This is a genomic window from Actinomadura luteofluorescens (assembly GCF_013409365.1).
GTDB lineage: Bacteria > Actinomycetota > Actinomycetes > Streptosporangiales > Streptosporangiaceae > Spirillospora > Spirillospora luteofluorescens.
The window spans coordinates 2,721,277-2,747,307 of record NZ_JACCBA010000001.1 but is presented as its reverse complement, the minus strand read 5'-3'; the positions used below and the strand labels follow the sequence as shown (position 1 = coordinate 2,747,307).

Annotated in this window: 31 protein-coding genes and 1 pseudogene; 12 read left to right on the top strand and 20 right to left on the bottom strand. The window is 69.8% G+C overall.

Going from position 1 to position 26,031, the window contains the following annotated elements; genetic code table 11:
- Positions 1–36: 36 nt before the first annotated feature.
- Positions 37–2,097 (bottom strand): restriction endonuclease, encoded by a 2,061-nt coding sequence (locus tag BJY14_RS12710; protein WP_218905330.1) that lies wholly within the window; start codon positions 2,095–2,097, stop codon positions 37–39.
- Between the two features lie 319 nt (positions 2,098–2,416).
- On the opposite strand from BJY14_RS12710, the gene BJY14_RS12705 reads away from it, so the two are divergent.
- Positions 2,417–3,244, top strand: coding sequence for a hypothetical protein (locus BJY14_RS12705; RefSeq protein ID WP_179843804.1), 828 nt, complete (start codon positions 2,417–2,419; stop codon positions 3,242–3,244).
- Between the two features lie 145 nt (positions 3,245–3,389).
- On the opposite strand, the gene BJY14_RS12700 is transcribed toward BJY14_RS12705, so the two are convergent.
- The 12 genes from BJY14_RS12700 to BJY14_RS12640 all read right to left on the bottom strand — a co-directional run bounded on the left by BJY14_RS12700 (position 3,390) and on the right by BJY14_RS12640 (position 10,294).
- Positions 3,390–3,605 carry a hypothetical protein gene (locus BJY14_RS12700; protein ID WP_179843803.1) on the bottom strand — a complete coding sequence of 72 codons (216 nt, stop codon included), beginning with the start codon at positions 3,603–3,605 and terminating at the stop codon, positions 3,390–3,392.
- 197 nt (positions 3,606–3,802) lie between these two features.
- Positions 3,803–4,312, bottom strand: a complete 510-nt coding sequence (locus BJY14_RS12695) for a GNAT family N-acetyltransferase (protein ID WP_179849335.1) — start codon at positions 4,310–4,312, stop codon at positions 3,803–3,805.
- A 669-nt stretch (positions 4,313–4,981) separates the two neighbouring features.
- Positions 4,982–5,986 carry a metallophosphoesterase family protein gene (locus BJY14_RS12685; protein WP_179843802.1) on the bottom strand — a complete coding sequence of 335 codons (1,005 nt, stop codon included), beginning with the start codon at positions 5,984–5,986 and terminating at the stop codon, positions 4,982–4,984.
- 42 nt (positions 5,987–6,028) lie between these two features.
- Complete coding sequence (locus BJY14_RS12680) at positions 6,029–6,538, bottom strand: GNAT family N-acetyltransferase (protein ID WP_179843801.1); 510 nt, start codon at positions 6,536–6,538, stop codon at positions 6,029–6,031.
- The gene (locus BJY14_RS12675) at positions 6,489–7,490 is read right to left on the bottom strand and encodes a sigma-70 family RNA polymerase sigma factor (RefSeq protein ID WP_179843800.1); all 1,002 of its coding nucleotides are present in this window, start codon (positions 7,488–7,490) and stop codon (positions 6,489–6,491) included. The genes BJY14_RS12680 and BJY14_RS12675 overlap by 50 nt, the downstream gene beginning before the upstream one ends.
- Positions 7,459–7,758, bottom strand: coding sequence for a hypothetical protein (locus tag BJY14_RS12670; RefSeq protein ID WP_179843799.1), 300 nt, complete (start codon positions 7,756–7,758; stop codon positions 7,459–7,461). Before BJY14_RS12670 ends, BJY14_RS12675 begins: the two co-directional genes overlap by 32 nt.
- Before the next feature lie 184 nt (positions 7,759–7,942).
- Entirely contained in the window at positions 7,943–8,092 is a 150-nt protein-coding gene (locus tag BJY14_RS12665) for a hypothetical protein (RefSeq protein ID WP_179843798.1), read from the bottom strand.
- Between the two features lie 79 nt (positions 8,093–8,171).
- Positions 8,172–8,543 (bottom strand): VOC family protein, encoded by a 372-nt coding sequence (locus BJY14_RS12660; protein ID WP_179843797.1) that lies wholly within the window; start codon positions 8,541–8,543, stop codon positions 8,172–8,174.
- A gap of 179 nt (positions 8,544–8,722) precedes the next feature.
- Entirely contained in the window at positions 8,723–8,992 is a 270-nt protein-coding gene (locus BJY14_RS12655) for a DUF1905 domain-containing protein (protein WP_179843796.1), read from the bottom strand.
- Between the two features lie 16 nt (positions 8,993–9,008).
- Positions 9,009–9,374: a VOC family protein gene (locus BJY14_RS12650; protein WP_179843795.1), complete on the bottom strand. Its 366-nt coding sequence runs from the start codon at positions 9,372–9,374 to the stop codon at positions 9,009–9,011.
- 120 nt (positions 9,375–9,494) lie between these two features.
- Positions 9,495–10,151: a GNAT family N-acetyltransferase gene (locus BJY14_RS12645; protein WP_179843794.1), complete on the bottom strand. Its 657-nt coding sequence runs from the start codon at positions 10,149–10,151 to the stop codon at positions 9,495–9,497.
- Positions 10,152–10,153: 2 nt separating this feature from the next.
- Positions 10,154–10,294, bottom strand: coding sequence for a hypothetical protein (locus tag BJY14_RS12640; protein ID WP_179843793.1), 141 nt, complete (start codon positions 10,292–10,294; stop codon positions 10,154–10,156).
- Between the two features lie 223 nt (positions 10,295–10,517).
- On the opposite strand from BJY14_RS12640, the gene BJY14_RS12635 reads away from it, so the two are divergent.
- The 3 genes from BJY14_RS12635 to BJY14_RS12625 are packed head-to-tail and all read left to right on the top strand — an operon-like array spanning position 10,518 to position 13,110.
- Complete coding sequence (locus tag BJY14_RS12635) at positions 10,518–11,108, top strand: TetR/AcrR family transcriptional regulator (RefSeq protein ID WP_179843792.1); 591 nt, start codon at positions 10,518–10,520, stop codon at positions 11,106–11,108.
- Positions 11,105–11,779, top strand: coding sequence for a VC0807 family protein (locus tag BJY14_RS12630; RefSeq protein ID WP_179843791.1), 675 nt, complete (start codon positions 11,105–11,107; stop codon positions 11,777–11,779). The genes BJY14_RS12635 and BJY14_RS12630 overlap by 4 nt, the downstream gene beginning before the upstream one ends.
- The gene (locus BJY14_RS12625) at positions 11,776–13,110 is read left to right on the top strand and encodes an FAD-dependent oxidoreductase (protein WP_179843790.1); all 1,335 of its coding nucleotides are present in this window, start codon (positions 11,776–11,778) and stop codon (positions 13,108–13,110) included. Before BJY14_RS12630 ends, BJY14_RS12625 begins: the two co-directional genes overlap by 4 nt.
- Before the next feature lie 192 nt (positions 13,111–13,302).
- Here the strand turns inward: BJY14_RS12625 and BJY14_RS12620 are convergent, their stop codons facing one another.
- A complete protein-coding gene (locus BJY14_RS12620) occupies positions 13,303–14,964 on the bottom strand; it encodes an ABC-F family ATP-binding cassette domain-containing protein (RefSeq protein WP_179843789.1) in 1,662 nt (553 codons plus the stop codon).
- Between the two features lie 223 nt (positions 14,965–15,187).
- A complete protein-coding gene (locus tag BJY14_RS12615; protein WP_179843788.1) occupies positions 15,188–15,826 on the bottom strand; it encodes a TetR/AcrR family transcriptional regulator in 639 nt (212 codons plus the stop codon).
- Between the two features lie 83 nt (positions 15,827–15,909).
- Here BJY14_RS12615 and BJY14_RS12610 point away from each other — a divergent pair, with 83 nt between their 5' ends.
- Positions 15,910–16,746, top strand: coding sequence for an NmrA/HSCARG family protein (locus tag BJY14_RS12610; protein WP_179843787.1), 837 nt, complete (start codon positions 15,910–15,912; stop codon positions 16,744–16,746).
- A gap of 84 nt (positions 16,747–16,830) precedes the next feature.
- Here BJY14_RS12610 and BJY14_RS12605 read toward each other — a convergent pair whose 3' ends face one another.
- Positions 16,831–17,247: an ATP-binding protein gene (locus BJY14_RS12605; RefSeq protein ID WP_179843786.1), complete on the bottom strand. Its 417-nt coding sequence runs from the start codon at positions 17,245–17,247 to the stop codon at positions 16,831–16,833.
- A 99-nt stretch (positions 17,248–17,346) separates the two neighbouring features.
- Here BJY14_RS12605 and BJY14_RS12600 point away from each other — a divergent pair, with 99 nt between their 5' ends.
- The 4 genes and pseudogenes from BJY14_RS12600 to BJY14_RS12590 all read left to right on the top strand — a co-directional run.
- The gene (locus tag BJY14_RS12600) at positions 17,347–18,159 is read left to right on the top strand and encodes a helix-turn-helix domain-containing protein (RefSeq protein ID WP_179843785.1); all 813 of its coding nucleotides are present in this window, start codon (positions 17,347–17,349) and stop codon (positions 18,157–18,159) included.
- Positions 18,156–18,350: a DUF397 domain-containing protein gene (locus tag BJY14_RS12595; protein WP_179843784.1), complete on the top strand. Its 195-nt coding sequence runs from the start codon at positions 18,156–18,158 to the stop codon at positions 18,348–18,350. The genes BJY14_RS12600 and BJY14_RS12595 overlap by 4 nt, the downstream gene beginning before the upstream one ends.
- Positions 18,351–18,459: 109 nt before the next feature.
- Positions 18,460–18,600 carry a hypothetical protein gene (locus BJY14_RS47185; RefSeq protein ID WP_312879821.1) on the top strand — a complete coding sequence of 47 codons (141 nt, stop codon included), beginning with the start codon at positions 18,460–18,462 and terminating at the stop codon, positions 18,598–18,600.
- 19 nt (positions 18,601–18,619) lie between these two features.
- Positions 18,620–18,994: pseudogene (locus BJY14_RS12590) on the top strand (3'-5' exonuclease); the annotation flags it as partial.
- An 81-nt stretch (positions 18,995–19,075) separates the two neighbouring features.
- Here BJY14_RS12590 and BJY14_RS12585 read toward each other — a convergent pair.
- Both BJY14_RS12585 and BJY14_RS47695 read right to left on the bottom strand, forming a co-directional pair.
- The gene (locus tag BJY14_RS12585) at positions 19,076–19,828 is read right to left on the bottom strand and encodes an AAA family ATPase (protein ID WP_179843783.1); all 753 of its coding nucleotides are present in this window, start codon (positions 19,826–19,828) and stop codon (positions 19,076–19,078) included.
- Positions 19,829–20,008: 180 nt separating this feature from the next.
- Positions 20,009–20,497 (bottom strand): nitrilase-related carbon-nitrogen hydrolase, encoded by a 489-nt coding sequence (locus tag BJY14_RS47695; RefSeq protein WP_218905328.1) that lies wholly within the window; start codon positions 20,495–20,497, stop codon positions 20,009–20,011.
- Between BJY14_RS47695 and BJY14_RS44385 the strand changes: the two genes are divergently transcribed.
- Entirely contained in the window at positions 20,486–21,025 is a 540-nt protein-coding gene (locus tag BJY14_RS44385; RefSeq protein WP_218905325.1) for a hypothetical protein, read from the top strand. The two genes, BJY14_RS47695 and BJY14_RS44385, sit on opposite strands and share 12 nt — an antisense overlap.
- A gap of 61 nt (positions 21,026–21,086) precedes the next feature.
- Here BJY14_RS44385 and BJY14_RS12570 read toward each other — a convergent pair whose 3' ends face one another.
- Positions 21,087–21,515, bottom strand: coding sequence for a hypothetical protein (locus tag BJY14_RS12570; RefSeq protein WP_179843780.1), 429 nt, complete (start codon positions 21,513–21,515; stop codon positions 21,087–21,089).
- Between the two features lie 288 nt (positions 21,516–21,803).
- On the opposite strand from BJY14_RS12570, the gene BJY14_RS12565 reads away from it, so the two are divergent.
- A complete protein-coding gene (locus BJY14_RS12565) occupies positions 21,804–23,147 on the top strand; it encodes an alpha/beta hydrolase (protein ID WP_218905323.1) in 1,344 nt (447 codons plus the stop codon).
- A gap of 45 nt (positions 23,148–23,192) precedes the next feature.
- Here BJY14_RS12565 and BJY14_RS12560 read toward each other — a convergent pair whose 3' ends face one another.
- Positions 23,193–24,734 (bottom strand): GMC oxidoreductase, encoded by a 1,542-nt coding sequence (locus tag BJY14_RS12560; RefSeq protein WP_246395889.1) that lies wholly within the window; start codon positions 24,732–24,734, stop codon positions 23,193–23,195.
- 211 nt (positions 24,735–24,945) lie between these two features.
- Here BJY14_RS12560 and BJY14_RS12555 point away from each other — a divergent pair, with 211 nt between their 5' ends.
- A complete protein-coding gene (locus tag BJY14_RS12555; protein ID WP_179843777.1) occupies positions 24,946–26,022 on the top strand; it encodes an NAD(P)H-dependent amine dehydrogenase family protein in 1,077 nt (358 codons plus the stop codon).
- Positions 26,023–26,031: the final 9 nt, after the last annotated feature.

Here is a 26,031-nt window from a genome sequence, read left to right as displayed (position 1 = left end):
CGGAACGCCCCACCCGGAGCGTTCCGCCCCTGCCGGTCATTCGATGACGACGCCGTGGTCTCTGGCAAGCCCGGCCAGGCCGTCCGCGTACCCATGGCCCACGGCGCGCAGCCGCCAGCCACCCTGGCGGCGGTAGATCTCGGCGCAGACCAGGACCGTCTCCGTCGTGGCGTCCGCTGCCAGAGCATGGGCGGTGCCGCTCCGTTCGGTCACGGTGAGCCGGACACCGCCGGGTGGCCCGCTCGTGACCAGCAGAACGGTCGACACGTCCGTGGCCAGCCGCGCCAGATCCACCCGCACCTGCCTGGCCGCGGTGTCCACTTCGACCGCGCCATCGGCGGAGACCGGCTGGTTGTAGAAGATGAAATCGGCATCGGACCGGACCTTGCGGTCGGGGTTCAGAAGCAGGGCGCAGGGATCGTGGTCGGGAGACGGCAGCGCGAAGGCGCACACGACCGCGGGCGAGGAGATCTTGACGTTCGCTCCGGCGCGGAGCGGGCTCGGGGGAGCGGCGGAGTCGGCGCGGTCGAGGTCCGGATCACGCCAGCCCTTCGGGGCTTCGATCCGGGCCTCCACTCCAGCGTGCTCCTTGAGCAGGTAGAGCAGGTTCGCGCCGTCGAGCAGCTCGATGGGTTTGTTCTTGGCGAAGTCGAAGGAGGCCTGACCGTAGCCGCTGGTCGTGACGAGGATGCCCTTGGACGCGCCTTCGTTCTGCAGCGTCCCGTAGAGGTCGCGGACAGCGGACACCCCGACGGTGTTCCGGTACCGCTTCGCCTGGATCACGACCTTGCCGCCCATGATCGGGCGTGGGTCGTAGGCGACGCAGTCGACGCCACCGTCCCGTGACGGTCTGGTCTGCCGCGTCTCCAGGCCCATCCGCGCGAACAGGTTCTGGATCAGCCCTTCGAACTCCGTGGGGCTCATCTCCAGGAGGTTCGGCCGTTCGTCCAGTTCCCCGAGGATGTCGGTCTCCTCGACGAAGCGCGGATCGACCATGCTGAACTCGAGCACGGGACGGACGGGCGAGAGCTCGGCGCTGTTCCGGGACACGCCCGCGCCCAGATGCTTCAGGCAGGCGGCCGGTTCGACCCGTGCGAGATCGAGTTCGGAGAACACCTCCCTGGTCGTGCGCAACGTCAGCAGGCAGGGCCGGACGGCACGTCCCGTCGCCGCGTCGACGGTGTCGACCATGCCGTTGAAGACGACCGTGGTCACGTGACCGGTGGCGTCGGCTTCGAACAGGTCTCGGACCACACGCAACGCGACCTGGCTGATGACCGAGGTGTACTGCGACTTGACCTGGGTGGCCGGACGCTTCGTCTCGGTGACGGAATCGGAGGTCTTGACGTACCGGTAGGCCTTGACGGTCGGAACGACCTCGATGGTCGGCAGTTCGTACTCGACCACGAGCTGAGCGGATTCGGGGACGTACGCCATCCGCCACTTCGCCGGGAAGCCGTCGGGAAGGGGGACGGTGTTGAGGACAAGGTCGAAGTACGCGGCGACGGCGTCGGGCCGTCCCTCCGCAAGGTCCCGCTTGAACGCCTCGACCTCGGCGTGCTGCCGCCGTGCCCGCTCCCTGGCCTCGTCAGTCCGCCGCGAGTGTTCCTGCTGGAGGCGACTCAGCGTGGCTTGCCGGGCTTGCTCCCGCTGAGCGTGCTCGGCGTAGGCCCGCTGGTAGTTCAGCTGCCCCTGCCGGACCTGTTCCTCGTGCCGTGCCCCGCCGAACAGCTTGGACATGCCCGTCTGCGGGGGCGGCAGGAACGCCTCCTGCAGTGGCGGAGTTTCGGGGCGGCTTGCCGGTCCGGGGTCGAAGGGCTTCACGTTCGGCTTTTCCTTGAGCCGTTCGAGGTCGAATCGGGTGTCGGTGCGCAGGCCCGATACCAGAATCGAATCCAATTCCTCCAGCCGCTGGGCGAGACTTTCGTTCTGCGCCGCAACCTCGGCCATCCGGGATTCGACATAGAGGCGTTTGCGCTCTTTCTCATCGGCGGCCCGCGCGCGCTCGTAGGCGGCTCGGGCCCGGGCCGCCTCCCGTTGCGCGGCCGCCTCCGCCCTCCGCCGCGCCGCCGCCGCGCTCTCGGCTTCGCGCTGCATCCGTGCCACCGTCGCCATGAATCCCTGACGCCTCGCCATTCACCTCACCCGTCGAAGAAGAACCCTGACTCCTGCGATGCCTCCTGCCCCGCCAACATTAGGCATTCGCCGGTGCGTCGAAAGGCTTCTAGCCTGATCAGGTCAAGGACGCACTCGGCCCGGGGGATCGGGCCGGCGCTTCGGCCCGGCGCTTCGGCCCGGATGATCTCTCCCTGGCCGACAGCGGACGGGCGCGGCGGGCCTCCGCGACGATCGTCGCCCAGGTCGGAAACCGTCTGCCGCCCGACACGGTCTACGGCCTGTGAACGGAGGAACCGGCATGCAGCCGCTTGCCAGCGCCGAAGGCGTCGCGCGCACCATCGAGGACGCGTGGTACCGGATCTCGACCGCTGAGGATGTGCCCGCCGTCCCCGACCGGACCCGGCGCGGCCACGGAACCCTCGACGTGTTCGCGGGGGACCTGCTCATCGACGCGGGCACCACCACCGGCACCGTGGAGATCACCGTGGAGGAGTGGGCCGCCGAGCCTCCGCTGCACGCGGCTCCCGGCGGGTTCGCCGAAGTCGTCGAGACCTCCGTCCCCTTCCGCGTGGCACGGGTCCGCGTGCTGGCGGCGGACGGCTCGGACGTACTGGCGCTGGGCCTGAACGGCGGGGCGGGCGACTACCGGCTACGGCTGTACTCTCGGTTTCTCGACCCCCGCAGCCAGGCGCATGTGCTGCGGCTGTGGCCCGCCGCCGCCGCCCGGGACTGGCACTACCGGCTGGACGACGAAGGCCGGCCGGTCGCCCGACCCGACCGCAGCGCCACCGAGACGCTCACCGTGGCGATGCCCGCCGAAGACGCGAACGCCCTTTCCCTGGAGGTCGAGGAGACGGCCCTGCTGGAGACCCAGCGAGGCGACGTCGACGACATCGTGGAGGACTGCCTGCAGATCCGCGACCTGCTCGAGTACCGCACCCAGCCGTCCGGTGACGTGCGGCCGGCCCTGACCGTGCGGCAATGGAAGGTCGCACTGGCCGTACTGGACCACCGTGCCGAGGTCGTCGGCGAACCGGACTGGGCGGAGCGGCTGCGGCGCGTCCACGAGACGATCGTCGCCCAGGTCGGAAACCGTCTGCCGCCCGGCAGGGTGTACGGCCTGTGAACGGACCCGTCCACCGAGGCCGCGGGCGTCACGCCGGCCCCGGCGCGCCGAGACCTTGGCATGCACGACCCTGACGTCTCCGAAGGTGCCGGTCCCCACGCCCAGGGGCGTGAGGACCGGCGACTGGCGGGATCGCCGAAGGCGATCAGCTTTCGTAGGCCTCCGAGTCGCCGCAGGCCTCGGCGTTGGCGAGGTTGGCCGCCGTCTGGGCCGGCGCCGACTCGCGAGCGGCCTGCAAGGCCGCCGCCTCGTTCTCCGGCGTCGGGTTCCTCACGTACTCGGCGGCCGCGGCCTGCAGCTTTCCGTGCTGCGCGTCCGCCTCAGCGGCCGCTTCGACAGCCGCCTTGTTCGTATCTGCCATGGGTTGTTGTCCCCTCAGGAAGTGGCACGTGCTACCCGTGCCTCTGAGGCTCACCGTGAAAGGAAACCGGTGCATGGCAACCTGACCTGCCCAATCGCGGTCAGGAACGGGATGGCGCCCACGGTCGGCCCGGGCGGTGCGAAGCCAGGTGGTCGGCGGTGGTGCCCCGAGGAGACCTCGGGGCACCACCGGTGTTTTCAGACCCCGAAGGCGGCGGGGTACTGGATGGTGCCGGTCGGGACCGGGCGGGTGTCGTCCAGGGCCATGGCCATCATGGCCTCGTCAGGGACCTCGAAGGGCGCGCGGATGCCGAAGCGGGAGGCCGGGACGAAGCCGAACCGCGGGTAGTAGTCGGCGTGGCCCAGGACCAGGACGAGGTTCTCGCCCATGGCCCGCGCGGCGTCCAGGCCGGCGCGGATGGCGGCAGAGCCGGCGCCCGTCCGCTGGAACGACGGCAGTACGGCGCACGGAGCCAGCGCGAGCGCGGGCTCCCCGTCGACGTGGCAGCGAGTGAGCAGCGCATATCCGGCCGGGGTGCCGTCAGGGGCCGTGCTGACCATCGACAGGCCGTCGATCCACGCATCCGCGTCGGCGCGCAGGGCGTCGACGATGCCGGCCTCCTCGGCGGTGGGGAAGGCGGCCAGGACGATGTCGCGGATGGCGGGGACGTCTTCGGCGGTCTCGGAGCGAACGGTCCAGGTGGGCATGGTGGTCCTGTTCTCGGTGGTGGCGGTGGTGGCGGTGGTGGCGGTGGCGTCGGTGCGGCTCATTGCCGGCGCTCCCTGAAGCGGTAGGTGGCGCGCAGGTGCCGCGTGATGTTCGTGGGCGTCGTGCAGGCCGATTGAGCGCAGACCCGGGGTGACCAGCAGGACGCTGCCGCCGGGCAGCGGCAGCAGTTCCCTCCACGCGGTGGTGTGCCGGCCCTTGCCGTCTGTGGCGCGTAGGGCGCCGGTGGCCAGAAGGGGGCTCGCCCAGGGCAGGGCGAGCATCCGCTCGGTGCGGTCGTGTTCGAGAGGGGCGGCCGAAGACACGGTCATCACGACCGTGCCGACCGGGCCGGGATCAGCCCGGCGGCGTGATGAGGCGTGAATGCACGCTCGTATGCATCGTCCCAGCCGTAGCGCGGCCGGGTAGGGAAAGAATGAGACAACGTGAAGACCCTTGAACAAGGGCCCCGATCGGCGCGGAGCGCAACCGCCCGAAAGCCGCTAGGGCTTTGAGGGGGTCGTGAACGTCAGGTCAGACCAGGGCCCGGGACGTGAGGATGGTCCGGCGGGCGCTGCACACGGCAGCGGCCTTCGCGGCGCTCATCAACCTCACCTCCCATTCTCGTCCGTAGCCGACCAGTCGTTCGGACGCTACCACAAAGCGATGCTTCAGCCAGGCGAAACAGGGGCCGTGACTCCCAGGGCGGCCGCCACTTCCAGCGTCCTGCCTGGCGTGGTGCACCGCCTGGCCAATGCGGTCTGGTCGAGCCGTCCGCCACGGGCCTGGAACAGCATCGGTGCAGCCGGATGCCGTCGCATCTCGTCCGGGGTGAGCTCCGCCGAGGCCCGAAGCGCCGCATCGACCAGAACGGGAGCCAGGGCTCGCAGTCGAGCGGCCCACTCTTCGACCGCCCGGAGCCATTCCTGCGATGCCGCATCGGACTTGCCGGAGAATCGGGCCGCCTTCTCGCTCAATTCCGACCACGTGAAGTCACTCCACGCCTTGGCCTTCAGGACCGGCAACTGCCATTCGCGCTTGACGGCGGACCAATGATCAGCGCGTGCCGCCACCGAGTGGACCGTGAACCCCGGGACGCACAACGCGGTGAGGTTCCATCCGTGGCAGGCGCCGGTGTCGAGCCCGAAAACCTTTCCGTCGCGGATCAGAGGCTCCCGTCCGGTGACGTGGTGACCGAACACGACCGGCTTGTCGTCGGTGTAGCGGTCGTGCCAGTGGCCGTCCGGGAACAGCGCGGCGAGTTCCCGTTCGCCGCTGGTCGTGCCGCAGAGGATCTCCTCCCGCTGGCCGGCGGGAGGGACACCGGGGACCAGCGCCGCATGCACGACCCGGACGTCCTCGCTCTCGAAGAAGTACGGAAGCGTCCGCATCCACTCGACCGTCTCGGCGTACTCGTCGCCCATTTGCAGGCGCGTGATCTCCTGCGCGTAGGAGAAGATTCCGCGCACGTGCTTGCGCTCGTGGTTGCCCATGACCACGACCGAGTTCGGACGCTCGCGGAAGAACTCGACGACCTTCCCGGGCGCCGGGCCCCGGTCGACGAGATCGCCCACGCTGACCAGGAGGTCGTCCGGTTGAAGTTCCACCTTCTCCAGCAGATCGATCAGCTCGTCGAAGCAGCCGTGAATGTCGCCCACGATGACCGTGCGTCCCACCCGCTGGAGCCTAGGCGAGCGCGCATTTCACCCGCAAAGCAATTACTTCGAACTCAGACGCTGGCCGTAGAGGTGGACGGTCTGGCCGCGGTACTGGATATCACGCAGGTAGCGGTGCCCGATTCGCTCAGCGACGGCTATCGAAGGGGAGTTGCCCGGCAGGATGACGGAGATGACTTCCTCTGCGCCCAGCTCCCTGAGGCAGTAATCCAGAGAAGCGCGGGCCGCCTCCGTTGCGTACCCCTTCCCCCAGTGCTCGCGTGCCAGGCACCAGCCGACCCCCAGCCCTGGAAACCCGTGCGGCTGCCAGGGGCCGGCGCGCCCGACGAACCGGCCGGTGGCCTTCTCCACCAGCGCCCAGTGGGAGTAACCTCGCATCTCCCGGTGTCCGATGAACAAGGCGAGACTTCGCCAAGCATCAGCAGGCGAGGTGCCGACGCTCTCCGCCAGCCCTCCCACGACCTGCGGGTCGGCCAGCATCGCAGCGTAGTCGTCGAAATCCTCACCCGTCAGCGGCCGCAGGACGAGCCGCTCCGTCTCCAGCACAACCATGATCGAAGTATCCGCCGGACGTCAGGGCACCCGCACCCGCCCGGCGGTTCCGGTGACCGGTCAGCCCAGCCAGGCGAGGACGACGCCCGCGGCGGTCGCGAGGGCCCCCAACGGTGCCGCGACCCACAGCAGCCTTCTCGTCCTGTGACCGAGCCAGGTGAGCGTCCCGCCGGCGCCGAGGCCTCCCGTTGCCGCCCCGGCCCCCGAACACCAGCGGGCTCAGGACGTCCCGCAATGTGGCGTTGACGTCGCGCGCCTCGTCGAGGACCGTCCGGCAGTCCGGGCAGCTCCTGAGGTGCCGGTCGAGTGCGAGCGACTCTCGCCCGGACAGTCCGCCGCGCACGTACGCGCCCATACTCCGCAACGCCTCGCGGCACTCCTCATGCCGTGTCGGCCGCATCTCGTCGAGATGCGCTTGCAGGTATGCCTGGCGGAGTCCCTCACGGGCGCGGTAGGCCAGTGCGGCGGCGCCGTTGGGGGTGAGCCCGAGCAGTGACGCCACCTCGGCGGGTTTGGCGCGCTCGATCTCGGTATGCCACAGCACGACCCGCCAGCGCTCGGGCAGCGACCGGAAGGCCCGGGCGGCGGTCGACCCTTCCGGCAGCGGATCGGCGAACGGGACGCCGGTGTCGTACTTCTCGATCTCGCCGGTCGACTGGAGTCGCTTTTCGGCCCGGAAGCGGTCGTAGACGGTGTGCCGGAGCGCTGTGAGCAGGTACGGCCTGAACCCCTCCCGCGGCCCGTCGCCTCGGCGCAGCAGGTCGAGGACCTTGGTGAAGGTCTCCTGGACGGCGTCCTCGGCGGCGTCCCCTTCGATCAGGGTCCGGGCCAGACGGCGCGCCGCGTCCACGTGGCACTCGTAAAGCATCGCGTAGGCGGACACGTCACCGGTGCGGGCGCGGGAGATCAGCGCCTTGTCGTCAGGAGGATCCGGCGTCCTCTCCCGGCTCAAGGCGGTCTCCCTCCTCCCATGGCGAGTGAGGACCGCGGCACGCCGTCACGTCCTCACGGCCGGACGCGGCGGCGGTGAACCGGTCGATGAGGTGCAGAGCCCGCCCGCTGTGAGCCGGACGTCCCAGGACGGCCACGCCGACCAGCAGCGCGAGCATTGCGAGGAGTCCTCCACCCAGCATGATGAGCCCGATCGCGGCCGTCCACTGCCCCGTCATCAGGGAACTTCCGAACCCCACCGCGATCGTCCAGCGGCATCGTCCCGCCACCGCGCTTCCCCTTCCCGCCGACGTGGCCCGTAAGGCCCGGTCGGGACACCAGACGGGAAGGGATCCGCGAACATGACGCGCCTGCCTGTGATGTGCGCCACATTGTCGCACCGGGAGCTGGGGCCTCACATCGTGGTGTGAGGCCCCAGCGCGTTGCGGTCGGCGACGGACACGATCGGGGCGGTCAGGCCGCCACCGAGGGTGCGGCCTCGCGCGGGATCGGAATGACCTCGACCTCGATGCCGTAACCCGCGAGGGTCCGGGCCAGGTGGGCGAGGGCGATCTGCGCGTTCGGGAAGAGCGTCCCGGGCGTCAGCGGCGTCCGGCGGTCCATTAAAGGTCGGCATGGAGACCTGGCCGGTGAGGATTTCGCCGTCCAAGGCATTCGCCGGCGCGAGCCGGGCTCAGTGGGTCTAGCCTCGCGACACGAGCTGCTGGACGCTCCAGCCGTTGCCGTCCGGGTCCTGGAAGAAGACGAAACGGCCCCAGGGGAACTCCTGCACCTCACTGACCTCGACCCCGCGTCCGGCAAGCTCCGCTCGGGCGGCGTCAGCGTCCGAGACCACCAGTTGCAGGCCCTGGAGGGAGCCGGGCGCCGTCTCGACGACCCCCTCGCCGAAGGCGATCGAGCAGGCCGACCCCGGGGGCGTCAGCTGAACGAACCGGATCTCGTCGCTCACCCGGTGGTCATGGTCCAGGACGAACCCGGCCTTGTCGGTATAGAAGGCCAGCGCGCGGTCCACGTCCGAAACGGGCACCGCGACCAGCTCCAATTTAAAGTCCATGCTGTCGTTATATCCCGCCTCCTTCGGTGTGGTGGGGAGGGGTCCGCCCATCGCCGAGGGCCCGTGAGCTTCTGTGGGACTGCAACGGCCGAGCCCCTCAAGGTTGGGCCACCGTCTACACCGCGGCCCCCGCGCAACCGGTCTTCCCCTGATCGAGCCGATCGTCTCCGGGAATGTGGCTAGGGTTTCGACCACTCCTGCAGACGGACGGTCACGGTGTCGCCTTCCTGCTTGCCGATCGCCTTGCGCACGTCCGCCTTCACCGGCAGCTTGTGGGTGCCGTCCCCCAGGGCCATGAACGAACTCTGGAACGGATGGTCATCGATCGTGCCCCGGACCCTCACCCGTCCACGGGTGCCGAAGTACTCGGCCGACCCGGGCCACACGACGTAGGTCCAGCCGCCCTTGCTCGGGCTCTTCTGCAGATGCGCAGTGAACTGCTCGTCCATCACCGACATCGCCCTTTCAGGAGTCCTGGATGAGAATGAGGGTGTTGCCGTCCGGGTCGCGGACGGAGAACATCGGCGGCACTCCCGGCCCCATCCGCATGACCTCCGCATCCGCGTCGACGCCACGTGCGCGCAGGGTCGCGTGGTCGGCGTCGGCGTCCGTGGTCGTCAGGCGGATACCAGCCGGGATCTCTGCGGAAACGAGCGCGATGGTCGTCGTCGCCCCTGGCGGTGCCACCTCGATCCAGCGACCGGGCCCGAACGGCACGTCCCGGCGTATTTCGAAGCCGAGCTCATCGACGTAGAACTCGGTCGCCTTCCGCTGGTCGGTGACGCGGATCCCGACCGTGGCGAGTTGCGTGATCCGGGTGGTCTCGCTCATCTCATGCCTCCGCTTTCTTTGGGTCACCAAGTAGACCGGGGCGGGGCGGGAAACTCATCGCGGGTGCCACACGGAGGTTCGTCCAACCAGGAAAGCCGAGGTGGCGACCAGGACGGGGGCTCAGGTCCCGTCTGATCGAGGGGGCCAGATCATCGTCTGCTGATGCATCCGCCTGCCGCCGTACCGGAAGCCGGGAACGACAGGGGTCGGGCCGTGCTCGACGAAACCCATGCGCTGGAAGAACCGCACGGCACGGGTGTTCTCGACCAGGGTCTGCAAGTGACAGCCGGGTGAGCCGGTCTCCTTGAGCCGGTCGAACCAGCGGTCCATCAGCGCGTCGGCGGCACCCGTGCCCCGCGCCTCCGGTGCCAGGTTGATGTGCAGATGCGCGGGCCGGAGGGCGTCGCGCAACGCCCGCGCGGTGGGCTCCCGCCGCAGCGCGACCGACGCCGCGTCGAAGGCCGCACGCGCGAAGAAGGCGGCATTCCTGGGCTGGAAGGCCAGACGGTACTTCCGGATGGCCCGGCCGACGCGCTCGCTCTCACTCGGGAACTTCGCACTGTCGAGGCACCCCGTCAGATAGCCGACCAGGGCTCCATCGAGGACGGCGACGAAGAGTGAGTCCGGCGCCAGGTCCATGTACGGGTCCAGGTAGATGGCCGCTTCGGAATCCTCGTGACCCCACAGGCCGGCGCTCGGGGACGCTTCACCCGCGCGCCGGAACAGCCCGCGCAGTTCCGCGCGGTCGGATTCCCTAAAGGGGCGCACCTTGATCATGATCAGATGGTGGCCTTCGGGACGTGCTCGTGCGTCCGGGGCTGGGGCGACGCCTCGACGACGCCCTCCCGGCCATCGGTCAGCGACGCCGTGGGCTTGCCGACGCGACCCGCGGTCCGCCGCTCCTCCACCGTAGTAGTCATTGCATCTACAACGCCCCCAGCGCGACGCCCCATTCCGGGGCGTGTCTGTAAGCCCGGGTTCTTGCGTGCTGTTCGGGGCGGTGACACGACCAAGTCTCTTCGCAAGAGTGCCCAGGTCACGCCGGGGCTGCGGCCTGCGGACCTCGGCCGGGCGCGCACCTCGCGCGTTCGGTCCGGAGCGGCGGGCATTGACAGAATTACTTGGCTGAGTAATCTCTTACTCATGCAAGTAAACGAAGGGGCGCGTTCCCCGGCCGCCGTCGCGCGGCGAGCGCAGATCGTGGCCGCGGCCATCGAGGTCATCGCCGAGGCGGGCTACGGCCAGGCCTCGTTCGGACGGATCGCCGAGCACGCCGGGCTGAGCAGCACCCGGCTGATCTCGTACCACTTCAAGGGCAAGAGCGAGCTGATCCAGGCCGTGGTCGACACGGCGCTGGGCGACGCGGCCGCGTTCATGCGGCCGCGGCTGGACGCGGCCGCCACCCGCCGCGACACCCTGGCCGCCTACATCGAGTCGAACCTGGCGTTCATGCGCGACCACCCCGCGCACATCCGCGCGCTGGTCGAGATCATCGGGGGGACGCGCGGGGGCGAGGGCGTCGCGTTCTCGGACACGCCCGCGGCGATGGCGCGGGAGTTCTTCCGGGCGGGCCAGGCCGAGGGCGAGTTCCGCGCCTTCGACCCGCACGTGATGGCCGTCAGCCTGCGCGCCGCGATCGACGCCGTCGCCACGATGCCGGACGTGGACCACGCCGCGTACGCCCGCGAGCTCGTGGAGCTGTTCGACCGGGCGACCCGCGCGGGGGAGTCGTGAGTCCCGCGGCGCACGCGCGGCCGGCCGGTGCCCCGGCCGCGCGGAAGAACCCCGGGCGGCTGGCCCCGCTGATCCCGATCGCGGTCGATCTCGTCCTGCCGATGGTGGTGCTGTACGGGCTGCGCGCGGCGGGCGCGACCCTGTGGCAGGCGCTGGTCGCCTCGTCGGCCGTGCCGGTGCTGGTGGTGATCGTCCGGTTCGTCCGGAGACGTGTGGTCGACTACTCGGCCCTGTTCGTACTGGTCCTGATGGTGTTCGGCGTCGTCCTGTCCCTGCTGACCGGGAACCCGCGCACGCTGCTCGTCCGCGACTCCTGGATCTGGATGCTCGTGGGCGTGGCCGGGGTCTGGCTCCTGGCGTCGGTCGCATACGGGCGTCCCGCGCTGATGGTGGTGTTCCGCTCGTTCGTCCTGACCAAGGTCGGGCCGGAGGGGCTGCGGGAGTGGGAGGCCCGCTGGGACCACGACGCCGGGTTCCGGCAGGGCCTGCGGACGCTGACCGCCGTGTGGGGCGCGGCGACTGTCCTGAACGCGGTCCTGCACGTGATCGGCGCCTTCGTCCTGCCGCTGGACGCCGCGCCGCTCATGCTCAACCTCATCTGGCCGGTGATCGCCGTGCCGCTGTTCGCGTTCCACCTCGTCTACACCAAGCGGAAGGACCTGAGGGCATGACCGCCGACGTGCTCGTGGCGGGCGCGGGCCCCACCGGGCTGATGCTGGCCTGCGAACTGGCGCTGGCCGGGGCGGACGTCGCGGTGCTGGAAAGGCGGCCGGAACGGTCCGGGCAGTCCAGGGCGCTCAACCTCCAGCCCCGTTCCGCGCAGATCCTGGACATGCGCGGCATGCTGGAGCCCCTGCTCAAGCGCGCGGTCGACACGGTCCCCGCCGGGCATTTCGCCGGCCTGCCGCTCGACTACGGGCCGTGGGGCGAACGGCAGATCGGCATTCCCCAGGCCCGCGTCGAGGAGCACCTCGAAGCACGCCTCGCCGAGCTGGGCGTCCCGGTCCTGCGCGGGCACGAGGTGACCGGGGTCGATCAGGACGGCGCCGGCGTCACCGTCCGCGCCGGGCGGGAGTTCCGCGCCCGCTACCTGGTCGCGTGCGACGGCGGTCGCAGCACGATCCGCAAGCTGCTGGACGTCCCGTTCCCCGGCCGCGACGGGCGCGTATCCGCGATCGTCGCCGACATCACCCTCACGCGGGAGCGCCCCGGCCGGTGGCGGCTGCCCTCGTTCGACCGTCCCGAGGACGGCGTCGCGAACGTCCTGCCGCTGGAGAACGGCCTGTACAGGGCCCTGATCGCCGGACCCGAGCAGCAGACCGCCGACCGCGGGACGCCCGTCACGCTGGACGAGGTGCGCCGCGCCGTCCCCGACGTCCTGGAGATCCGGTGGGCCTCGCGCTTCACCGACGCCTCACGGCAGGTCGAGCAGTACCGGCACGGACGCGTGCTGTTCGCGGGCGACGCGGCCCACGTCCACTCGCCCACCGGCGGGCAGGGCCTCAACCTCGGCCTCCAGGACGCCTTCAACCTCGGCTGGAAACTGGCCGCCGACCTGCGCGGCAACACCACGGTGCTGGACACCTACCACGCCGAACGGCATCCGGTCGGGGCGGCCGTCCTCGCCAACACCCGCGCACAGGGGGTCCTGCTGATCCCCGACGAGGACATCGCCGCCCTGCGCGGCATCATGGCCGACCTCCTGACGCTCCCCGAGGCCAACCGCCATCTCGCCGGGCTGATCTCCGGTCTCGACATCCGCTACGACCTCCCCGGACGGCATCCGCTCATCGGCCGCACCATGCCGGGGCTCGACCCGGCCGTCCTGCACTCCGGCAGGCACGCCGTCCTGGAACTGGGCGACGAACCGCGCCACGGCGGCATCTCGCACCCTCGCGGAGACCTGGACGTGGACGCGGTCCTCGTCCGTCCCGACGGCCACGTCGCCTGGGCGGACGACGGTTACGAGCCTCTGGAAGTGGCCCTCGCCCGCTGGACCTGATCCGGAGCGATCACCAGCACCCCCACCGTCCAGGGCATCGCTGCGAACCGCGATCCCGCGCCGACGATCCCCGGCCCCACGCCCCTCCATCGGTCTCCTGAGCGACGCTTCCGGTACCTGGACACTCGATCCCGCCAGCCGATCGGCCGCCGTGGTGGTCCGGCCACCGGCCGGACCACCACGGCGACATCCTCAGTCTTCCCGGCGGCCGATCTCCAGGTGCGGCCAGTCGGCGAGGTCTCTCAGCAGTTGCCGGTCGTGGGTGGCGATGACGACGGTGGCGCCGGTGGCGCGGATCGCGCCGGTCAGTTCGTCGACCAGCGCCGACGACAGGTGATTGGTCGGTTCGTCGAGCAGGATCAGGCCGGGGCGCCCGGCCAGCGCGAGGGCCAGGTCGAGGCGCCGCTGCTGGCCCTGCGACATCCGCGCGGTCGGCGCGCTCATCGCGGCGGAGTCCAGGAGGCCGAGCGCCCCGAGCGGGACGATGTCGGCATCGCGCAGCACGCCGCCGGCCACCAGCCGTCCCACGTGCTGGGCGTACGCCTCGCGGGCGGTGAGTTCGGGATCGTGGTCGGTGGTCTCCTGCGTGATCAGGGCGATCCGAGTGTCGTTCGCTCTCCAGACCTGTCCTGCCGTGGGTTGGAGGGAACCGGCCAGCACTGCGAGCAGCGTGGATTTCCCGGCACCGTTGGGTCCGGTGACGAGCAGCCGGTCACCGCCGTCCAAGTCGAGGTCGACCGGGCCGGTCAGCCGCCCGGCGAGGGTGACGCCCTGGGCCCGCAGTTGCGGTGCTCGCGAGCGGCTTCCCAGGTCGGGCCACCGCAAGGTCGGCGGCGGCTCCGGCACATCGATGCGGTGCGCCTGGAGTTCGTCCTGCCGCCGGTTCAGGGCCTGGACGACGCCCGGCGCGCGGGACTGGCGCTGGTGCTTGCCGGTGCCCTTGTCCGGCCGCCATCCGGTGGACAGCCGGTCGCGGGCCTTGGACACCGCGTCCTGCAGTCGCCGCTGCTCGGCCTGCTGCTCCTCGTAGTCCTGTTCCCAGCGCGCGCGCTCGCCGCGCCGCGCGTCCTGCCAGGCGTCATAGCCGCCCGCGTACAGCCGCGGCTTGCCGTCGCGGCTGGGGTCGAGGTCGAGGAAGCGGTCGGCGACGTCGCGCAGCAGCGCCCGGTCATGGCTGACGACGGCGAGGCCGCCGTCATGTTCACGTAGCCGGCGGGTCAGGAAGTCCAGGCCGCCCGCGTCGAGGTGGTTGGTCGGCTCGTCGAGCAGCAGCACGTCGTACCGGGCGGCGAGCAGGCACGCCAGCCGCACCCGGTAGCGCTGCCCGACAGACAGCGTCGCCAACCGGCGACCACGGTCCGTGCAGGCGCCGAGCGCTTCGAGGGCGACGTCGACGCGCCGTTCGGCGTCCCACGCGTCGAGCCGTGTGGCGGCCTCCAGCGCAGCGGCGTAGCGGTCGTCGGCGGCCGGATCACCCGAGGTCACGGCCTCGGTCGCCTCGTCCAGCGCGGCGAGCGCCGCGAGCGGGGCGGCCAGTGCCGCGGACGTCAGGGTGCCGACGGTCTCCCCGTCGCGCGCCGCCAGTTCCTGGCGGGCCAGGCCGATCGTGCCGGCGCGGTGCACGGTGCCTTCATCGGGCGGGATCAGACCGGCGAGGACGTGCAGCAGCGTCGTCTTCCCCCGGCCGTTCTCGCCGACGACGGCGATCCGGGACCGGGCCGAGACGGTGACCGACACGTCCCGCAGAACCCGCCGCGACCCGCGGCTCACCGCGACGTCCTGGACGCGGATATGGGCTTTGTCGCCAGCCGGAACGGGCAGGGACGTGCTCTCGGGAAAAGGGGTGAGGCTCAAAGGGTGCTCCGCAGCTCGCAGTGGAGCCGGGCAGAATCAGACGCCCGCCCGGCAGGACCGGGACGGCGAACGCGGATTCAGAAGTGAGAAGGCGCCGCCGTCAGCGGGCGAACCGAACCTTCTGCGACCAGATGCCTAGAGCCATGCCGCCCACGGTACCGGCCCCACCTCACGGCCTCCAGCGAATAAAGCACCGACGACCACGCCTCCCACCGACGTTCCATCAGGTGTTCCAGAGCGCCTGGTAGTGCTGGGGGTCGGGCGGTTCCCCCGGTAGCGGATCGGTGTTGTGGGCTTTGAGGCCGTCCAGCGCGATCGCCAGCAAGCGGGACCGCACCTCTTCCTCGCCGTGGGGCGACGGGCCCGCGGCAGGGCGGCCGAACTGCCTGATGAGCAGGAAGACGTCCATGGACGTCACGCCGGTGCGAAGCACACCGGCGTCGCGGGCCCGGGTGACCAGTTCGTCGGCCAGGCGCTGGGCCTGTTCGCCGGCCTGCCGCATCTCGGATGTGACCTGGACGGTTCCGGCCAAGGGGGACAGAGCGCCGAACCCGAATCGTGCGCACTGCTGGACGTAGTAGGCCAGACCCTGCCACGGGTCGTCCATCGCCAGCCCGGCCCTCGCCGCCTCCGCGAGGTGCTCCATGGAGTCGGCGCACAGGCGTTGGAGCAGTTCCTCCTTGGTGCGGTAGCGGCGGTACAGGCTGCCCATCCCCACCCCGGCCCGCTCGGCGATGGCGGACACCGGCGCGTCGAACCCCTGGCTGAGGAAGACCTCGCGGGCCGCCTCGATCAACGCGCGATCGTTGCGGGCCGCGCGGGCCTGGGGTCCCCGCTTGCGCGGTGCGGTGGCTTCGGCCATGGGTCCAGGATACCCATTGCGGAGCGGATCGCTCCGAGTTAAGTTACTCGGAGCGAAACACTCCGAATGAGAAGGATTCACTCATGTCTTCCTCCGACGCCGTCCTGGTCATCGGCGCGACCGGCAATCAGGGCGGCGCCACCGCCCGTCAGCTGCTGGCGCGCGGCCGGCGGGTCCACGCGCTGGTGCGCGACCCGGGCAGCCCCGCCGCCCGTGGGCTGCGGGACGGGGGCGCGGTGCTCGTCCAGGGCGATCTCGACGACGCCGAGTCGCTGCGCAAGGCGATGAACGGCGTGCGCGCGGTCTTCAGCGTCCAGGCACTGGCCTATGAACCGCGCACACTGGCCGCCGAGGTGCGTCAGGGCAAGACGGTGGCCGACATCGCCAAGGAGTCCGGCGTGGCGCACCTGGTCTACAGCTCTGTGGGCGGTGCCGAACGAGACACCGGCATCGACCACTTCGAAAGCAAGGCCGAGATCGAGCGGCACATCCTGGCGCTCGGAATGCCCGCCACCATCCTGCGCCCGGTCTTCTTCATGAACAACCTGCTGCACTACGCCGACGCTCGGGACGAGCGGGTGCTGTCACTGCCGGTCAGGCCCGACAAGCCCATGCAGTTCATCGCCGCGGACGACATCGGCGTCTTCGCCGCCGACGCGTTCGACGACCCCGAGCGGTCCATAGGCCGCCAGATCGAACTCGCCGGCGACGAGCTCACCTTCCCCGAGGTCGCCCGGATCTACGAGCGCGTCACCGGCACCCCGACCCGGTTCGAGCCGCTCCCGATCGAAGAGCGCATGTTCCAGTGGTTCGCCGAAGCCGGATACCAGGCCGACATCCCGGCCCTGCGCCGGCAGCACCCCGACCTGCTGACCTTCGAGCGGTTCCTCACCCGGCGACTCGCCTCGGCCCGCCCCTGACCACTCCAGAAGCCGCTTCGGCACCGGCCGGGTGAACCCACGGGCCGGAGGCCGCCGAGCCTGCCTGCCGCCGGGCGAACGGCTTCAGGCGTGCATGAGGGCCCAGACGACCTTTCCTTCGCCGGTGGCGGAAGGGCGGGTGCCGGTCTCCTTGGCGAGGGCGGTGACGATGGCGAGCCCGCGACCGTTCTCGGACGTGGGCGACGGTGGACACCGGACCGGCAGACCGGGGGACGGGTCCCAGCACTCCAGCAGCGGCGCCCCCTCCCGGAGGGCGCAGCCGAGACGGATCCGGTGCCCGGGGGCCGCCGCGACGGCGTTGGACACGATCTCGCTCATGACGAGGCTCGCGTCGTCGATCACTTCACGGCCGAAACCCCAGTTCGTCAGCGTGTAGCGGACGAACTCCCGAGCGAGCACCACGCTCGACGGCACGGCGAGCAAGGTCAGGCGCACCTCCGGAATTCCGTGCGCCGACATGATGAATTCAAGATCGTTCATGAGGGCCATCCCGAGTTGACGAATTCTCGTCTCACTGTGAGTGACTGCGGGATAACGTGTTGTGCATTGGTCGGCGGTCAATACACCTGTGAGTAAGCGATGAGCGTGCGAGAGTCCATCGACCCCAAGTCCTCCCTGTGGGCCTGGTTGGCCTTTGACCTGTGGTTTTACCGCACGCAGCGCGGTCTCTCGCTCGCCCAGACCGCCTTGGTCGTCAAAGTGACGCGCGGAACCGTATCGAACTGGGAGGCGGGCCGTTTTCGGCCAAGTGACACCTGCATGAAGTGTCTCGACAAGGCATGGAACACCGGCGGTCACTTCGAGCGGCTTCACCTGTTCGCCTGTGCGGGTCATGATCCCGACTGGTTCCGGCAATACATCCAATACGAGATGGCTGCGGAGATCATCAAAGTCTTCCATGGCAAGCACGTGCCTTTGCTGGTGCAGACGGAGGCTTACGCACAGGGTGTGCTGCGTGCGGCAGGGCACGTACATGCAGCGGAGGCGACCACCAAAGCTCGAATGAAGCGGCAGGAGATCCTCGTCAGAGCCGACCCGCCCCACCTCTGGATCCTCATGGATCAAGAGGTCCTCGAATGCCCCGTCGGGGGCCTTGAGGTCATGAGAGCGCAGATGGCGCGCCTTCTCGAAGTGGCGGAGCTGCCGCGAGTCTGTGTGCGGGTCGTCCCGCGGGAGGCGGGTTGGCATCCGGGACACGATGGCCCCTTTCAGGTACTGCGGGTATGCGGGCGCGAGATCGCCTATGCCGGGGCGCAGATCGACGGGCGTTTGATCGAGGCCGGTGAACAGGCGGACGTCTTGGCGATACGGTTCGACCAGATCGGGGCAATGGCCCTATCGCGGGCGGCTTCGAAAGACCTGATCGAGCGAACGATGAGGACGTACGAGTGATCACTTGGCGAAAGAGCTCCTATACCGGCGGCGGTAACGATGAGGCCTGCGTGGAACTGGCGGGGCAGGGCGGTCGGGTGTGGGTGCGGGACTCCAAGGATCCGGACGGGGGACGCCTGGCGTTCGGGCGTGAGGCGTTCGCCGAGTTGCTGTCTCGTGCGAAGCGCAGCGACCTTGACCTTCACCGCTGACCAGGATTTCGTGCGGCGGTCGCTTTTAAAACGGTCGCCAGGTGCGGGGTTGCGCGGATAGCGTCGCCGGACCATGGAGCGGTTCGGGCGGTTTCTCAATGTTGTCGATGTGGAGGCGACCTGCTGGGACGGGCAGCCGCCGCCGGGGCAGGTCAGCGAGATCATCGAGATCGGGCTGTGCGTCGTGGACGTGGAGTCGCGGCGCCGGGTCGCCAAGCACCGCATCCTTTGTCCGTCCCGTCCGGTCTGAGGTCAGTGCGTTCTGCACCGAGCTGACGGGGCTGACGCAGGACGAGGTCGACGGCGGCGTCGAGTTCCGGGAGGCGTGCGCTGTTCTGGAACAGGAACACCGGTCGAGGTCCCGTGCTTGGGCGAGTTGGGGCGACTACGACCGAAAGCAGTTCGAGCGCCAGTGTTCGGGCGGTCGGGCCGCCTATCCGTTCAGCTCGCGACACACCAATGCCAAACAAGCCTTCACCGACTGTTTCGGCCTCCAGCGGAGGCTCGGCATGAGCGGGGCGCTGCACCACGCCGGCCTTCCCCTGGAGGGCCGCCACCACAGCGGAGCCGACGATGCCTGGAACATCGCCGCGCTGGTTCTCAGAATCCTTTCCAGCGAGGGCTCCTCTCAGGCGAGACGCTGACCGGAACTCATGAAGAAAAGTCGAAGGGCCCGGGTGTGCCGGGCCCTTCGGGTGTGGATGCGTTCCTGCCGAGGCGCTGCCTCAGTCGGACGCGAGTAGATCGTCGCCGGTGTTCGCGGCGACGACCTGCGGCGTCCTCCGGCGGAGGTTCGCGCGGAGGAACAGCCACCCGATGCACAGGGTGGCGATGGCTTCCGCTCCCCCCACCGGGAAGACCCAGGAGGGAAGGGTGGAGAGGTTCCCGACGACGATCGCGAACGCGGTCGCCGGGAAGGCGCAGAAGATCGTCAGCGTCACCGCGAGGTGACCGATCTTGCCGGTCCGGCGGCCCGGGAGGGCCCGGTGCCAGGACTCCCACCCGAAGGGGAGCGCCCCCTCGGACAGCAGCCGCTTCATGCGCGGCGCGAGTTCGGACCGGACGTACTGGCCGATCTCGCACACCTTGGTGTCGTTCGCCAGGTAGATCCACCCGAGCGAGAGAACCGCCGGGATGAGACCCAGCAGAACGAGCAGGGAGGCTCCCTGCGTGATGGCGTAGGCCGCACCGGCGACCACCGCGAAGGCGGTGTAGATCAGCGTGTCGCGGTAGCCGATCCGCTTGTGCTGTTCGTTCTTCATCTGGTTGAAGTCGGTCGTGAGGACGCCGACCTCGGTCTTGGTCGTGTCGTACTGCGTCTTGAGGACGTCGAGCCGGGCCTTGCCGATCTCGAACTTGAGCTTGATCCGGTCGAGGGGATCGACCTGGTCGCCGAGCCCGTCGAGCTCTGCTTCGAGGGCGGCGAGCTCGTCCTTGACGCGGGTCAGTTCGTCCGCGTATTCGGCAAAGGTTGTCATCGTGGCCTCCGGCCGCTCTGTTTGTAGGGTTTCGGAGTTCACCGTCCGGAGCGTTCTTGAGGACGCAAGAGATAATTTGCCGAATAGTGTTCTGGAATACTCTTCGAGTGGCGCGGTAGTCCGCGGCAAGGGAGCCGGACGAGAGGAATTGCCAGGCAGGCGAAGTGGCGTGCGATCTGATCAGCGGCGCGTTACGTCATTACCTGTGCGGAAGGCTTTTCCGCCACGGTGTTGTGAAGCCGGAACGAACCCGCACGACGGTTCGATCAGGGCTCGGTGAACATCGAGTACAGGTGGGGGGTTCGCTTGGCCAGCGGGTCCAGGTGGTGGCCCATCATCTTGTCGTTGGACTCCCGAAGGTCGAGATCCAGTACGAGCTGCCGGGCAGTCCGGCCGGGCGACCGACACCAGGTGCACCCTGACCTCCTCGGTGCGTTCGGTCGCCGCGACGTGCATCGCCTCCGGGGCGCTCCACGAGGTCGGGTGGACGATGAGTTCCGCTCCCTCCAGGGCGAGGACGCGGGCCACCTCCGGGACCCACACCTCGTCCCCGATCATCGCGCCGATCACGCCGATCGCGGTCCGGGCGACGGTGATGCGGTCGCCGGGGGCGGCCGGCGTCCTGCGCCGCAGGTCGTCGTCAATAGGATCGTCCGCATGTCGCCGCAATTGCTCGGTCTCCTGGTCGGTTCCGCTTTTGGTACCGCTTTCGTGCTCGCCAACGCGGGGGAGCCACTGCCGGGGGCCGTCGGGATCGCGTTGCGGGTCCTGGCGGTGCTGTGCCTGGCCGCGGTGGTGGTGGTCGGCTTCCGGGGGGACCGGCGCGGTGGGACCGAGCGCGGCGGGACGGAGCGCGGCGACGCGCGGCCGGCGTGGTTCGGGCCGCGGTTCGGGCTCGTGGTGGTCGCGGAGTTCGCGCTGATCTTCGGCGGTATCGCCGTGCTGAGGGCGCTGGACGCGCCGCAGGAGGTCAACGTCGCCTGGATCGCGTTGATCGTCGGCCTGCATTTCGTCGTGCTGGCACGGGTGTGGAAGAGGGGCGCCATCGCGGTGCCGGGGGTCGTGCTGTCCGGTCTCGGGGCAGCCGGAATGATCATGGCTGCGGCGTCGTCCGTGGAGTGGATCCCGTTCGTCAGCGGTGCCCTGTCGGGTGTCACGCTGCTCGCGGGATCGCTGTACGGCGCAGCACGGCGATAAGCCGGTTCCCCTGATCCTCAAGATGACGTCTCATGAGGGCCGACCGGCCGACGCGGTCTGATCAGTCACGCGTCTCGGCGCCACCCGTGCGGAAGACCTTGGCCGCCACGGTGTTCTGATGCCGGATCCAGTCGTCGAAGTCCTCGCGGCGGTAGCGGGGGTCGGCGGGCATCAGCCGGACCTGGGGCCTCTCGTCCATCCACCAGATCGTGAAATCGGTGGTGGTTCCTTGGGCGGGCCACCGCGTGGAGTCCAGAGGCAGGTGGAGGACGTCGACGAAGCCGCCGACGGGGAGGCCGAGGTCGACGCCGATCCCGATGGCGCCCGGTCGCGGGACCCAGACGACGGTTCCCGTGAGGGGCTGCCCGAGTTGAAGCCGGGACCAGAGTTGGGGCCATTCGGCCGACTCAGGGCGATACCCCTCGTCGCGCCAGGCGCTGGGGCGGTTGGACTCGTCGATGGAGGACTCCTGGGTGGGGGTTCGGTTCAAGATCTACAATCTGCCCCACGCAGGGCGAGGGCGCGCGGGATGCGGACGCTTTTCGGCGTTCTGGCGAACATCTCCGCGGAGCCGCCGAGGAAGTGGCCCTTTTTCGTTGCGGTGGTCGGTGCCCTAGGCGTGCTACGGGAGGGACCGTTCGCAGCACGCCGCGAAGTGCAATGCGTTCCGCATGGCGGCTGCCTCGGCGTGCGCCGCTCGCCGTCCGCTCGCCGGGGGGCGAGACCGGATGCGGTCGTGGCGTTCCTCTTACCGACCGGACGGTATGTAATGCGCTTCATGCGCTTCCGCCCCCTCGCCGTTCTCTCCGCTCTCGTTCTCTCGGTGGTCGTCCCGGCGGGTGCGGCTCGCGCCGACCGTGTTCCCGGCGACCAGCCGCTTCCCGGATACACCATCGACAATCCGCCGCTCGCGCCCGTCCAGGTGCACGGGAAACCGTCGCGGGTGATGCAGGGCGTCCATCGCCATGCGGCCTATGACATCGAGGTGCCGCCGCAGTGGAACGGCAAGCTGGCGCTGTGGGCGCATGGCTATGCGGGGCAGGGCCGCGTGCTGAAGGTGGAGCCGCCGCAGTACGGCCTGCGGCAACGCCTTCTCGACCAGGGGTACGCGTGGGCGGCGTCGTCCTACTACGACAACGGGTATGACGTCCGCGCGGGCGTGCTGAGCACCCGGGACGTGGCCGAGTTGTTCGCCCGCGAAGTGGGACGTCCCAAGCAGCGCATCATCGCCGGGGTCTCCATGGGCGGGCACATCATCGGACGCTCGCTGGAGCAATTCCCGGGCTATTACGGCGGCGCTCTGCCCATGTGCGGAGTGCTCGGCGACAACGAACTGTTCGACTACTTCCTCGACTACAACCTCGTCGCGCAGGACCTGTCGGGGGTCCGCGAGTACCCGGTCACCGACCGGTACGCGACGGTGACCGTCCCGAAGATCGAGGCGGCGCTCGGGCTGGCGGTGCTGCGGCCGGGCGGGCCGGACACCACGAACGAGCGCGGGAAGCAGTTCCGCTCGATCGTCGTCGGCCGGACGGGCGGTACGCGTCCGGGCGCCGAGCAGTCGTTCGCGGTGTGGAAGGACTTCCCGTTCACGCTGGCCGAGCCGTCCGTTCCGGGCGCCACCCTCGCCGAGAGCCCGGGCCAGGTCGGGACGAACCTGTTCACCCGGTACGAGCCGAACAGCCCGGTGGACGTGAACAGGACGGTCCAGCGGGTGCGGGCCGAGAACCTTCCGGCGCGCCTGTCGAACCGGCTCTCCCAGGTGCCGCGCATCAACGGGCGACCGGACGTCCCGGTCCTGAGCCTGCACGGGCTGGGGGACCTGTTCGTCCCGTTCTCCATGGAGCAGATCTACGCGAGGGACGTCGCGCGGAACCACCGGTCGAGGCTGCTCGTCCAGCGGGCCGTCCGGACGGCCCAGCACTGCGAGTTCTCGAACGTGGAGGCGGCCACGGCCTGGGACGATCTCGTCCGCTGGATCGGCAGGGGCGCGCGGCCCGCGGGTGATGTGACCACGAGCCCGCCGGTGGTGGCGCGTCCGGACTACGGTTGCCGGTTCAGTGATCCCGCCGCCTACGCGGCCGGGACGGGGACGCGACGGCTGTTCCCCGCCTGCCCGTAGAGGGGGTCCGGCCACACGCGCCCGTGGCCGGATCCCGGCGGATCATCACAGGTCGGTGGCGATGATCTTCTCGATGTTCCGCTCGGCGAGGGCGGTGATGGTGACGAACGGGTTCACGCTGGTGTTGCCCGGGATGAGCGAGCCGTCGATGGCGTAGAGGCCGGGGTGGCCGTGCAGCCGGCCGTAGTTGTCGGTGGCCTTGTTCAGGACGGCGCCGCCGAGCGGGTGGTAGGTGAGGTGGTCGCCCCAGATCTTGTAGGTGCCGAAGAGGTCGGTCCGGTAGATCGTCCCCTCCTTGCTGTTGATCTTGTCGAAGATCGACTTGGCCATGTCGATGCTGGACTGCTTCCAGGCGGTCTGCCAGTTGAGGTCGACCCGTCCGGCGGAGCCGTTCCAGGAGAACTCGGCCCGGTGCGGGGTGTTGGTGATCGACAGGTAGAACGAGGCGTACGTCTCGATCCCGGTCGGCAGCGGCGCGACCTCGGCGAACGCGCCGCCGGCGTCCCAGTTGTCGATGCCGCCCGTCGGCATGCCCGACTGGAGGCTGCCGGTCGGGTCCCACAGGTGGTTGGCGCGGCCGACCATGACATTGCCGTTGTCGCCCCAGCCCTTCCCGATCTCGCCGTTGAGGTTGGGCAGCGCGCCGGTCGCCTTGAGCTTGACCAGCAGCTTGCTGGTGCCGACGCTGCCGGCGGCGAAGAACACCCGTGCGGCGGTCACCGTCTTGGTCGCCACGACGTTCCCGGTCGTGTCGATCTGCTCGATGGCGACCGTGTAGCCGCCGCCGGACGCGGGCGACACCGACGTCACCCTGTGCTGCGCCGAGATGGCGACCCGGCCCGTGGCCTTGGCCTGCGCCAGGTAGGTCTTCTGGAGTGACTTCTTGCCGTAGTTGTTGCCGTAGAGGATCTCGGCGTTGAGCGCCGACTTCGGCACGGCGCCGGCCGCCTCCTGCTTCATGTAGTTGAAGTCGTAGACGTTCGGGACGTAGACGAACTCGAACCCCGAGCGCTGGGCGTGCTTACGTCCGACCCGCGCGTACTGGTAGCAGTCGGTGGTGTCGAACCATGCCCGGTCGATCTCGTTGACGCCCAGCCCGGAGTTGGCGCGCGGGTAGTAGACGTTGTACATCTCGTCGGCGTTGACCGAGGGCAGGATGGCGCTGAACCGCGACCGCTTCGGCGTGACCGCCATGCCGCCGTTGACGAGGGAGCCGCCGCCGACGCCGCGGCCCTGGTAGACGAGGATGCCGCCGAAGTCCTCGGCGTCCAGGATCCCGGTGTACTTGGGGACGTCCTTGTCGATCGGGAAGCCGAGGAAGTTGCTGAGGGGCTGCTTGGTCCGCGTCCGGAGCCAGTAGGCGCGGTAGTCCGGCGACCGCATGCCCGAGAAGATCTTGCCGTCCGAGCCCGGGGTGTCCCAGGTCATGCCCATCTCGACCATGTGGACGTCGACGCCCGCCTGGGCGAGGCGCAGCGCGGCGACCGAGCCGCCGTACCCGGTGCCGACGACGAGGACGGGGACGCGGGCGCCGTTGGCGATCGGAGCGGGGACCGGGGCCGCGGCGGCGCCGGTCCGGCCGAGCATGCCCAGCCCTACGATAGAACCGGTTCCAACGATGAAACCTCGACGGGACACGCTAAGGGACGGGGTGGAGTCACGCATGTGACCTCCCTCACTCGTGAGATTAGAACGTGTTCTATAGCCAAATGTGAGGCGCGTCACGAGTTACCCGGGAGTTTCTCATGACCACATGTGGACTACCAAGTGCTTGCTTGGGACCTGGTACATTCCGCGCATGATCTCCGTGGTCGTGTGGGGTACCGGCAACATGGGACGGCTGGCCGTCCGCTCCGTCGAGGCGCACCCGGGGCTCCGGCTGACCGGCGTGATCGTCCACGATCCCGCCAAGGTCGGACGGGACGCGGGCGACCTCGCCGGCCTCGGCCGCGACCTCGGCGTCGCGGCCACCGCCGACGCCGGGGCGGTACTCGCCGCCCGCCCGCAGGCCGTCGTGTACGCGGCGTCGGGCGACATCCGGCCGGACGACGCCCTCGCCGACGTCCTCCAGGTGATCCGTGCCGGCGCCGTCGTCGTCACCCCCGCCCTCTACGCCCTCTACGACCAGCGCGGCGCCCCGCCCGAGATGCGCGCGCAGGTACTGGACGCGATCGCCGAGGGCGGCGGCTCCCTGTTCGCCTCCGGCGTCGACCCCGGATGGGGCAACGACGTCCTGCCGCTGCTGGTCAGCGGCCTCGCCGGCACGATCGACGTCGTCCGCTGCCAGGAGATCTTCGACTACTCCGCCTACGACCAGCCCGACTCCGTCCGGTACCTGGTCGGCATGGGCCAGCCGATGGACTACGAGCCGCCGATGCTCGCCGCGACCGTCCCGACGATGGTGTGGGGCGGGCAGGTCAGGCTGATGGCCCGCGCCCTCGGCGCCGAGCTGGACGAGATCCGCGAGACCGTGGACCGGCGCCCCCTCGACGCCACGATCACCACCGCGTCCATGGGCGATTTCGAGAAGGGCACGCAGGGCGCGGTGCGGTTCGAGGTCCAGGGCATCGTGGCGGGCGAGCCCCGCATCGTCGTCGAACACGTCACGCGCATCCACCCGTCCTGCGCGCCCGACTGGCCCGTGCCTCCGGACGGCGACGGCGCGCATCGCGTGGTCATCGAGGGCGTGCCGCGCATCGAGGTCACGGTCGAGGCCACCGACGAGCACGGCAACCGGGCCGCCGGTGGGAACGCCACGGCCGCGGGACGCCTGGTGAACGCCATCGACTGGCTCGTGGACGCCGAACCGGGCCTCTACGACGCGCTCGACGTTCCCGTCCGTCCCGCCGTGGGCAAACTCTGGAAGGCGCCGTGAGAAGGGCAG

Excerpts from the sequence above, each read along its gene's own strand:
- BJY14_RS12710 (WP_218905330.1), bottom strand. The coding sequence starts at position 2,097 with ATGCAGCGCGAAGCCGAGAGCGCGGCGGCGGCGCGGCGGAGGGCGGAG.
- BJY14_RS12705 (WP_179843804.1), top strand. The coding sequence starts at position 2,417 with ATGCAGCCGCTTGCCAGCGCCGAAGGCGTCGCGCGCACCATCGAGGAC.
- BJY14_RS12700 (WP_179843803.1), bottom strand. The coding sequence starts at position 3,605 with ATGGCAGATACGAACAAGGCGGCTGTCGAAGCGGCCGCTGAGGCGGAC.
- BJY14_RS12695 (WP_179849335.1), bottom strand. The coding sequence starts at position 4,312 with ATGCCCACCTGGACCGTTCGCTCCGAGACCGCCGAAGACGTCCCCGCC.
- BJY14_RS12680 (WP_179843801.1), bottom strand. The coding sequence starts at position 6,538 with ATGGTTGTGCTGGAGACGGAGCGGCTCGTCCTGCGGCCGCTGACGGGT.
- BJY14_RS12665 (WP_179843798.1), bottom strand. The coding sequence starts at position 8,092 with ATGGACCGCCGGACGCCGCTGACGCCCGGGACGCTCTTCCCGAACGCG.
- BJY14_RS12660 (WP_179843797.1), bottom strand. The coding sequence starts at position 8,543 with ATGGACTTTAAATTGGAGCTGGTCGCGGTGCCCGTTTCGGACGTGGAC.
- BJY14_RS12655 (WP_179843796.1), bottom strand. The coding sequence starts at position 8,992 with ATGGACGAGCAGTTCACTGCGCATCTGCAGAAGAGCCCGAGCAAGGGC.
- BJY14_RS12650 (WP_179843795.1), bottom strand. The coding sequence starts at position 9,374 with ATGAGCGAGACCACCCGGATCACGCAACTCGCCACGGTCGGGATCCGC.
- BJY14_RS12645 (WP_179843794.1), bottom strand. The coding sequence starts at position 10,151 with ATGATCAAGGTGCGCCCCTTTAGGGAATCCGACCGCGCGGAACTGCGC.
- BJY14_RS12640 (WP_179843793.1), bottom strand. The coding sequence starts at position 10,294 with ATGACTACTACGGTGGAGGAGCGGCGGACCGCGGGTCGCGTCGGCAAG.
- BJY14_RS12635 (WP_179843792.1), top strand. The coding sequence starts at position 10,518 with ATGCAAGTAAACGAAGGGGCGCGTTCCCCGGCCGCCGTCGCGCGGCGA.
- BJY14_RS12625 (WP_179843790.1), top strand. The coding sequence starts at position 11,776 with ATGACCGCCGACGTGCTCGTGGCGGGCGCGGGCCCCACCGGGCTGATG.
- BJY14_RS12615 (WP_179843788.1), bottom strand. The coding sequence starts at position 15,826 with ATGGCCGAAGCCACCGCACCGCGCAAGCGGGGACCCCAGGCCCGCGCG.
- BJY14_RS12610 (WP_179843787.1), top strand. The coding sequence starts at position 15,910 with ATGTCTTCCTCCGACGCCGTCCTGGTCATCGGCGCGACCGGCAATCAG.
- BJY14_RS12605 (WP_179843786.1), bottom strand. The coding sequence starts at position 17,247 with ATGAACGATCTTGAATTCATCATGTCGGCGCACGGAATTCCGGAGGTG.
- BJY14_RS12600 (WP_179843785.1), top strand. The coding sequence starts at position 17,347 with ATGAGCGTGCGAGAGTCCATCGACCCCAAGTCCTCCCTGTGGGCCTGG.
- BJY14_RS12585 (WP_179843783.1), bottom strand. The coding sequence starts at position 19,828 with ATGACAACCTTTGCCGAATACGCGGACGAACTGACCCGCGTCAAGGAC.
- BJY14_RS44385 (WP_218905325.1), top strand. The coding sequence starts at position 20,486 with ATGTCGCCGCAATTGCTCGGTCTCCTGGTCGGTTCCGCTTTTGGTACC.
- BJY14_RS12565 (WP_218905323.1), top strand. The coding sequence starts at position 21,804 with ATGCGCTTCCGCCCCCTCGCCGTTCTCTCCGCTCTCGTTCTCTCGGTG.
- BJY14_RS12560 (WP_246395889.1), bottom strand. The coding sequence starts at position 24,734 with ATGCTCGGCCGGACCGGCGCCGCCGCGGCCCCGGTCCCCGCTCCGATC.
- BJY14_RS12555 (WP_179843777.1), top strand. The coding sequence starts at position 24,946 with ATGATCTCCGTGGTCGTGTGGGGTACCGGCAACATGGGACGGCTGGCC.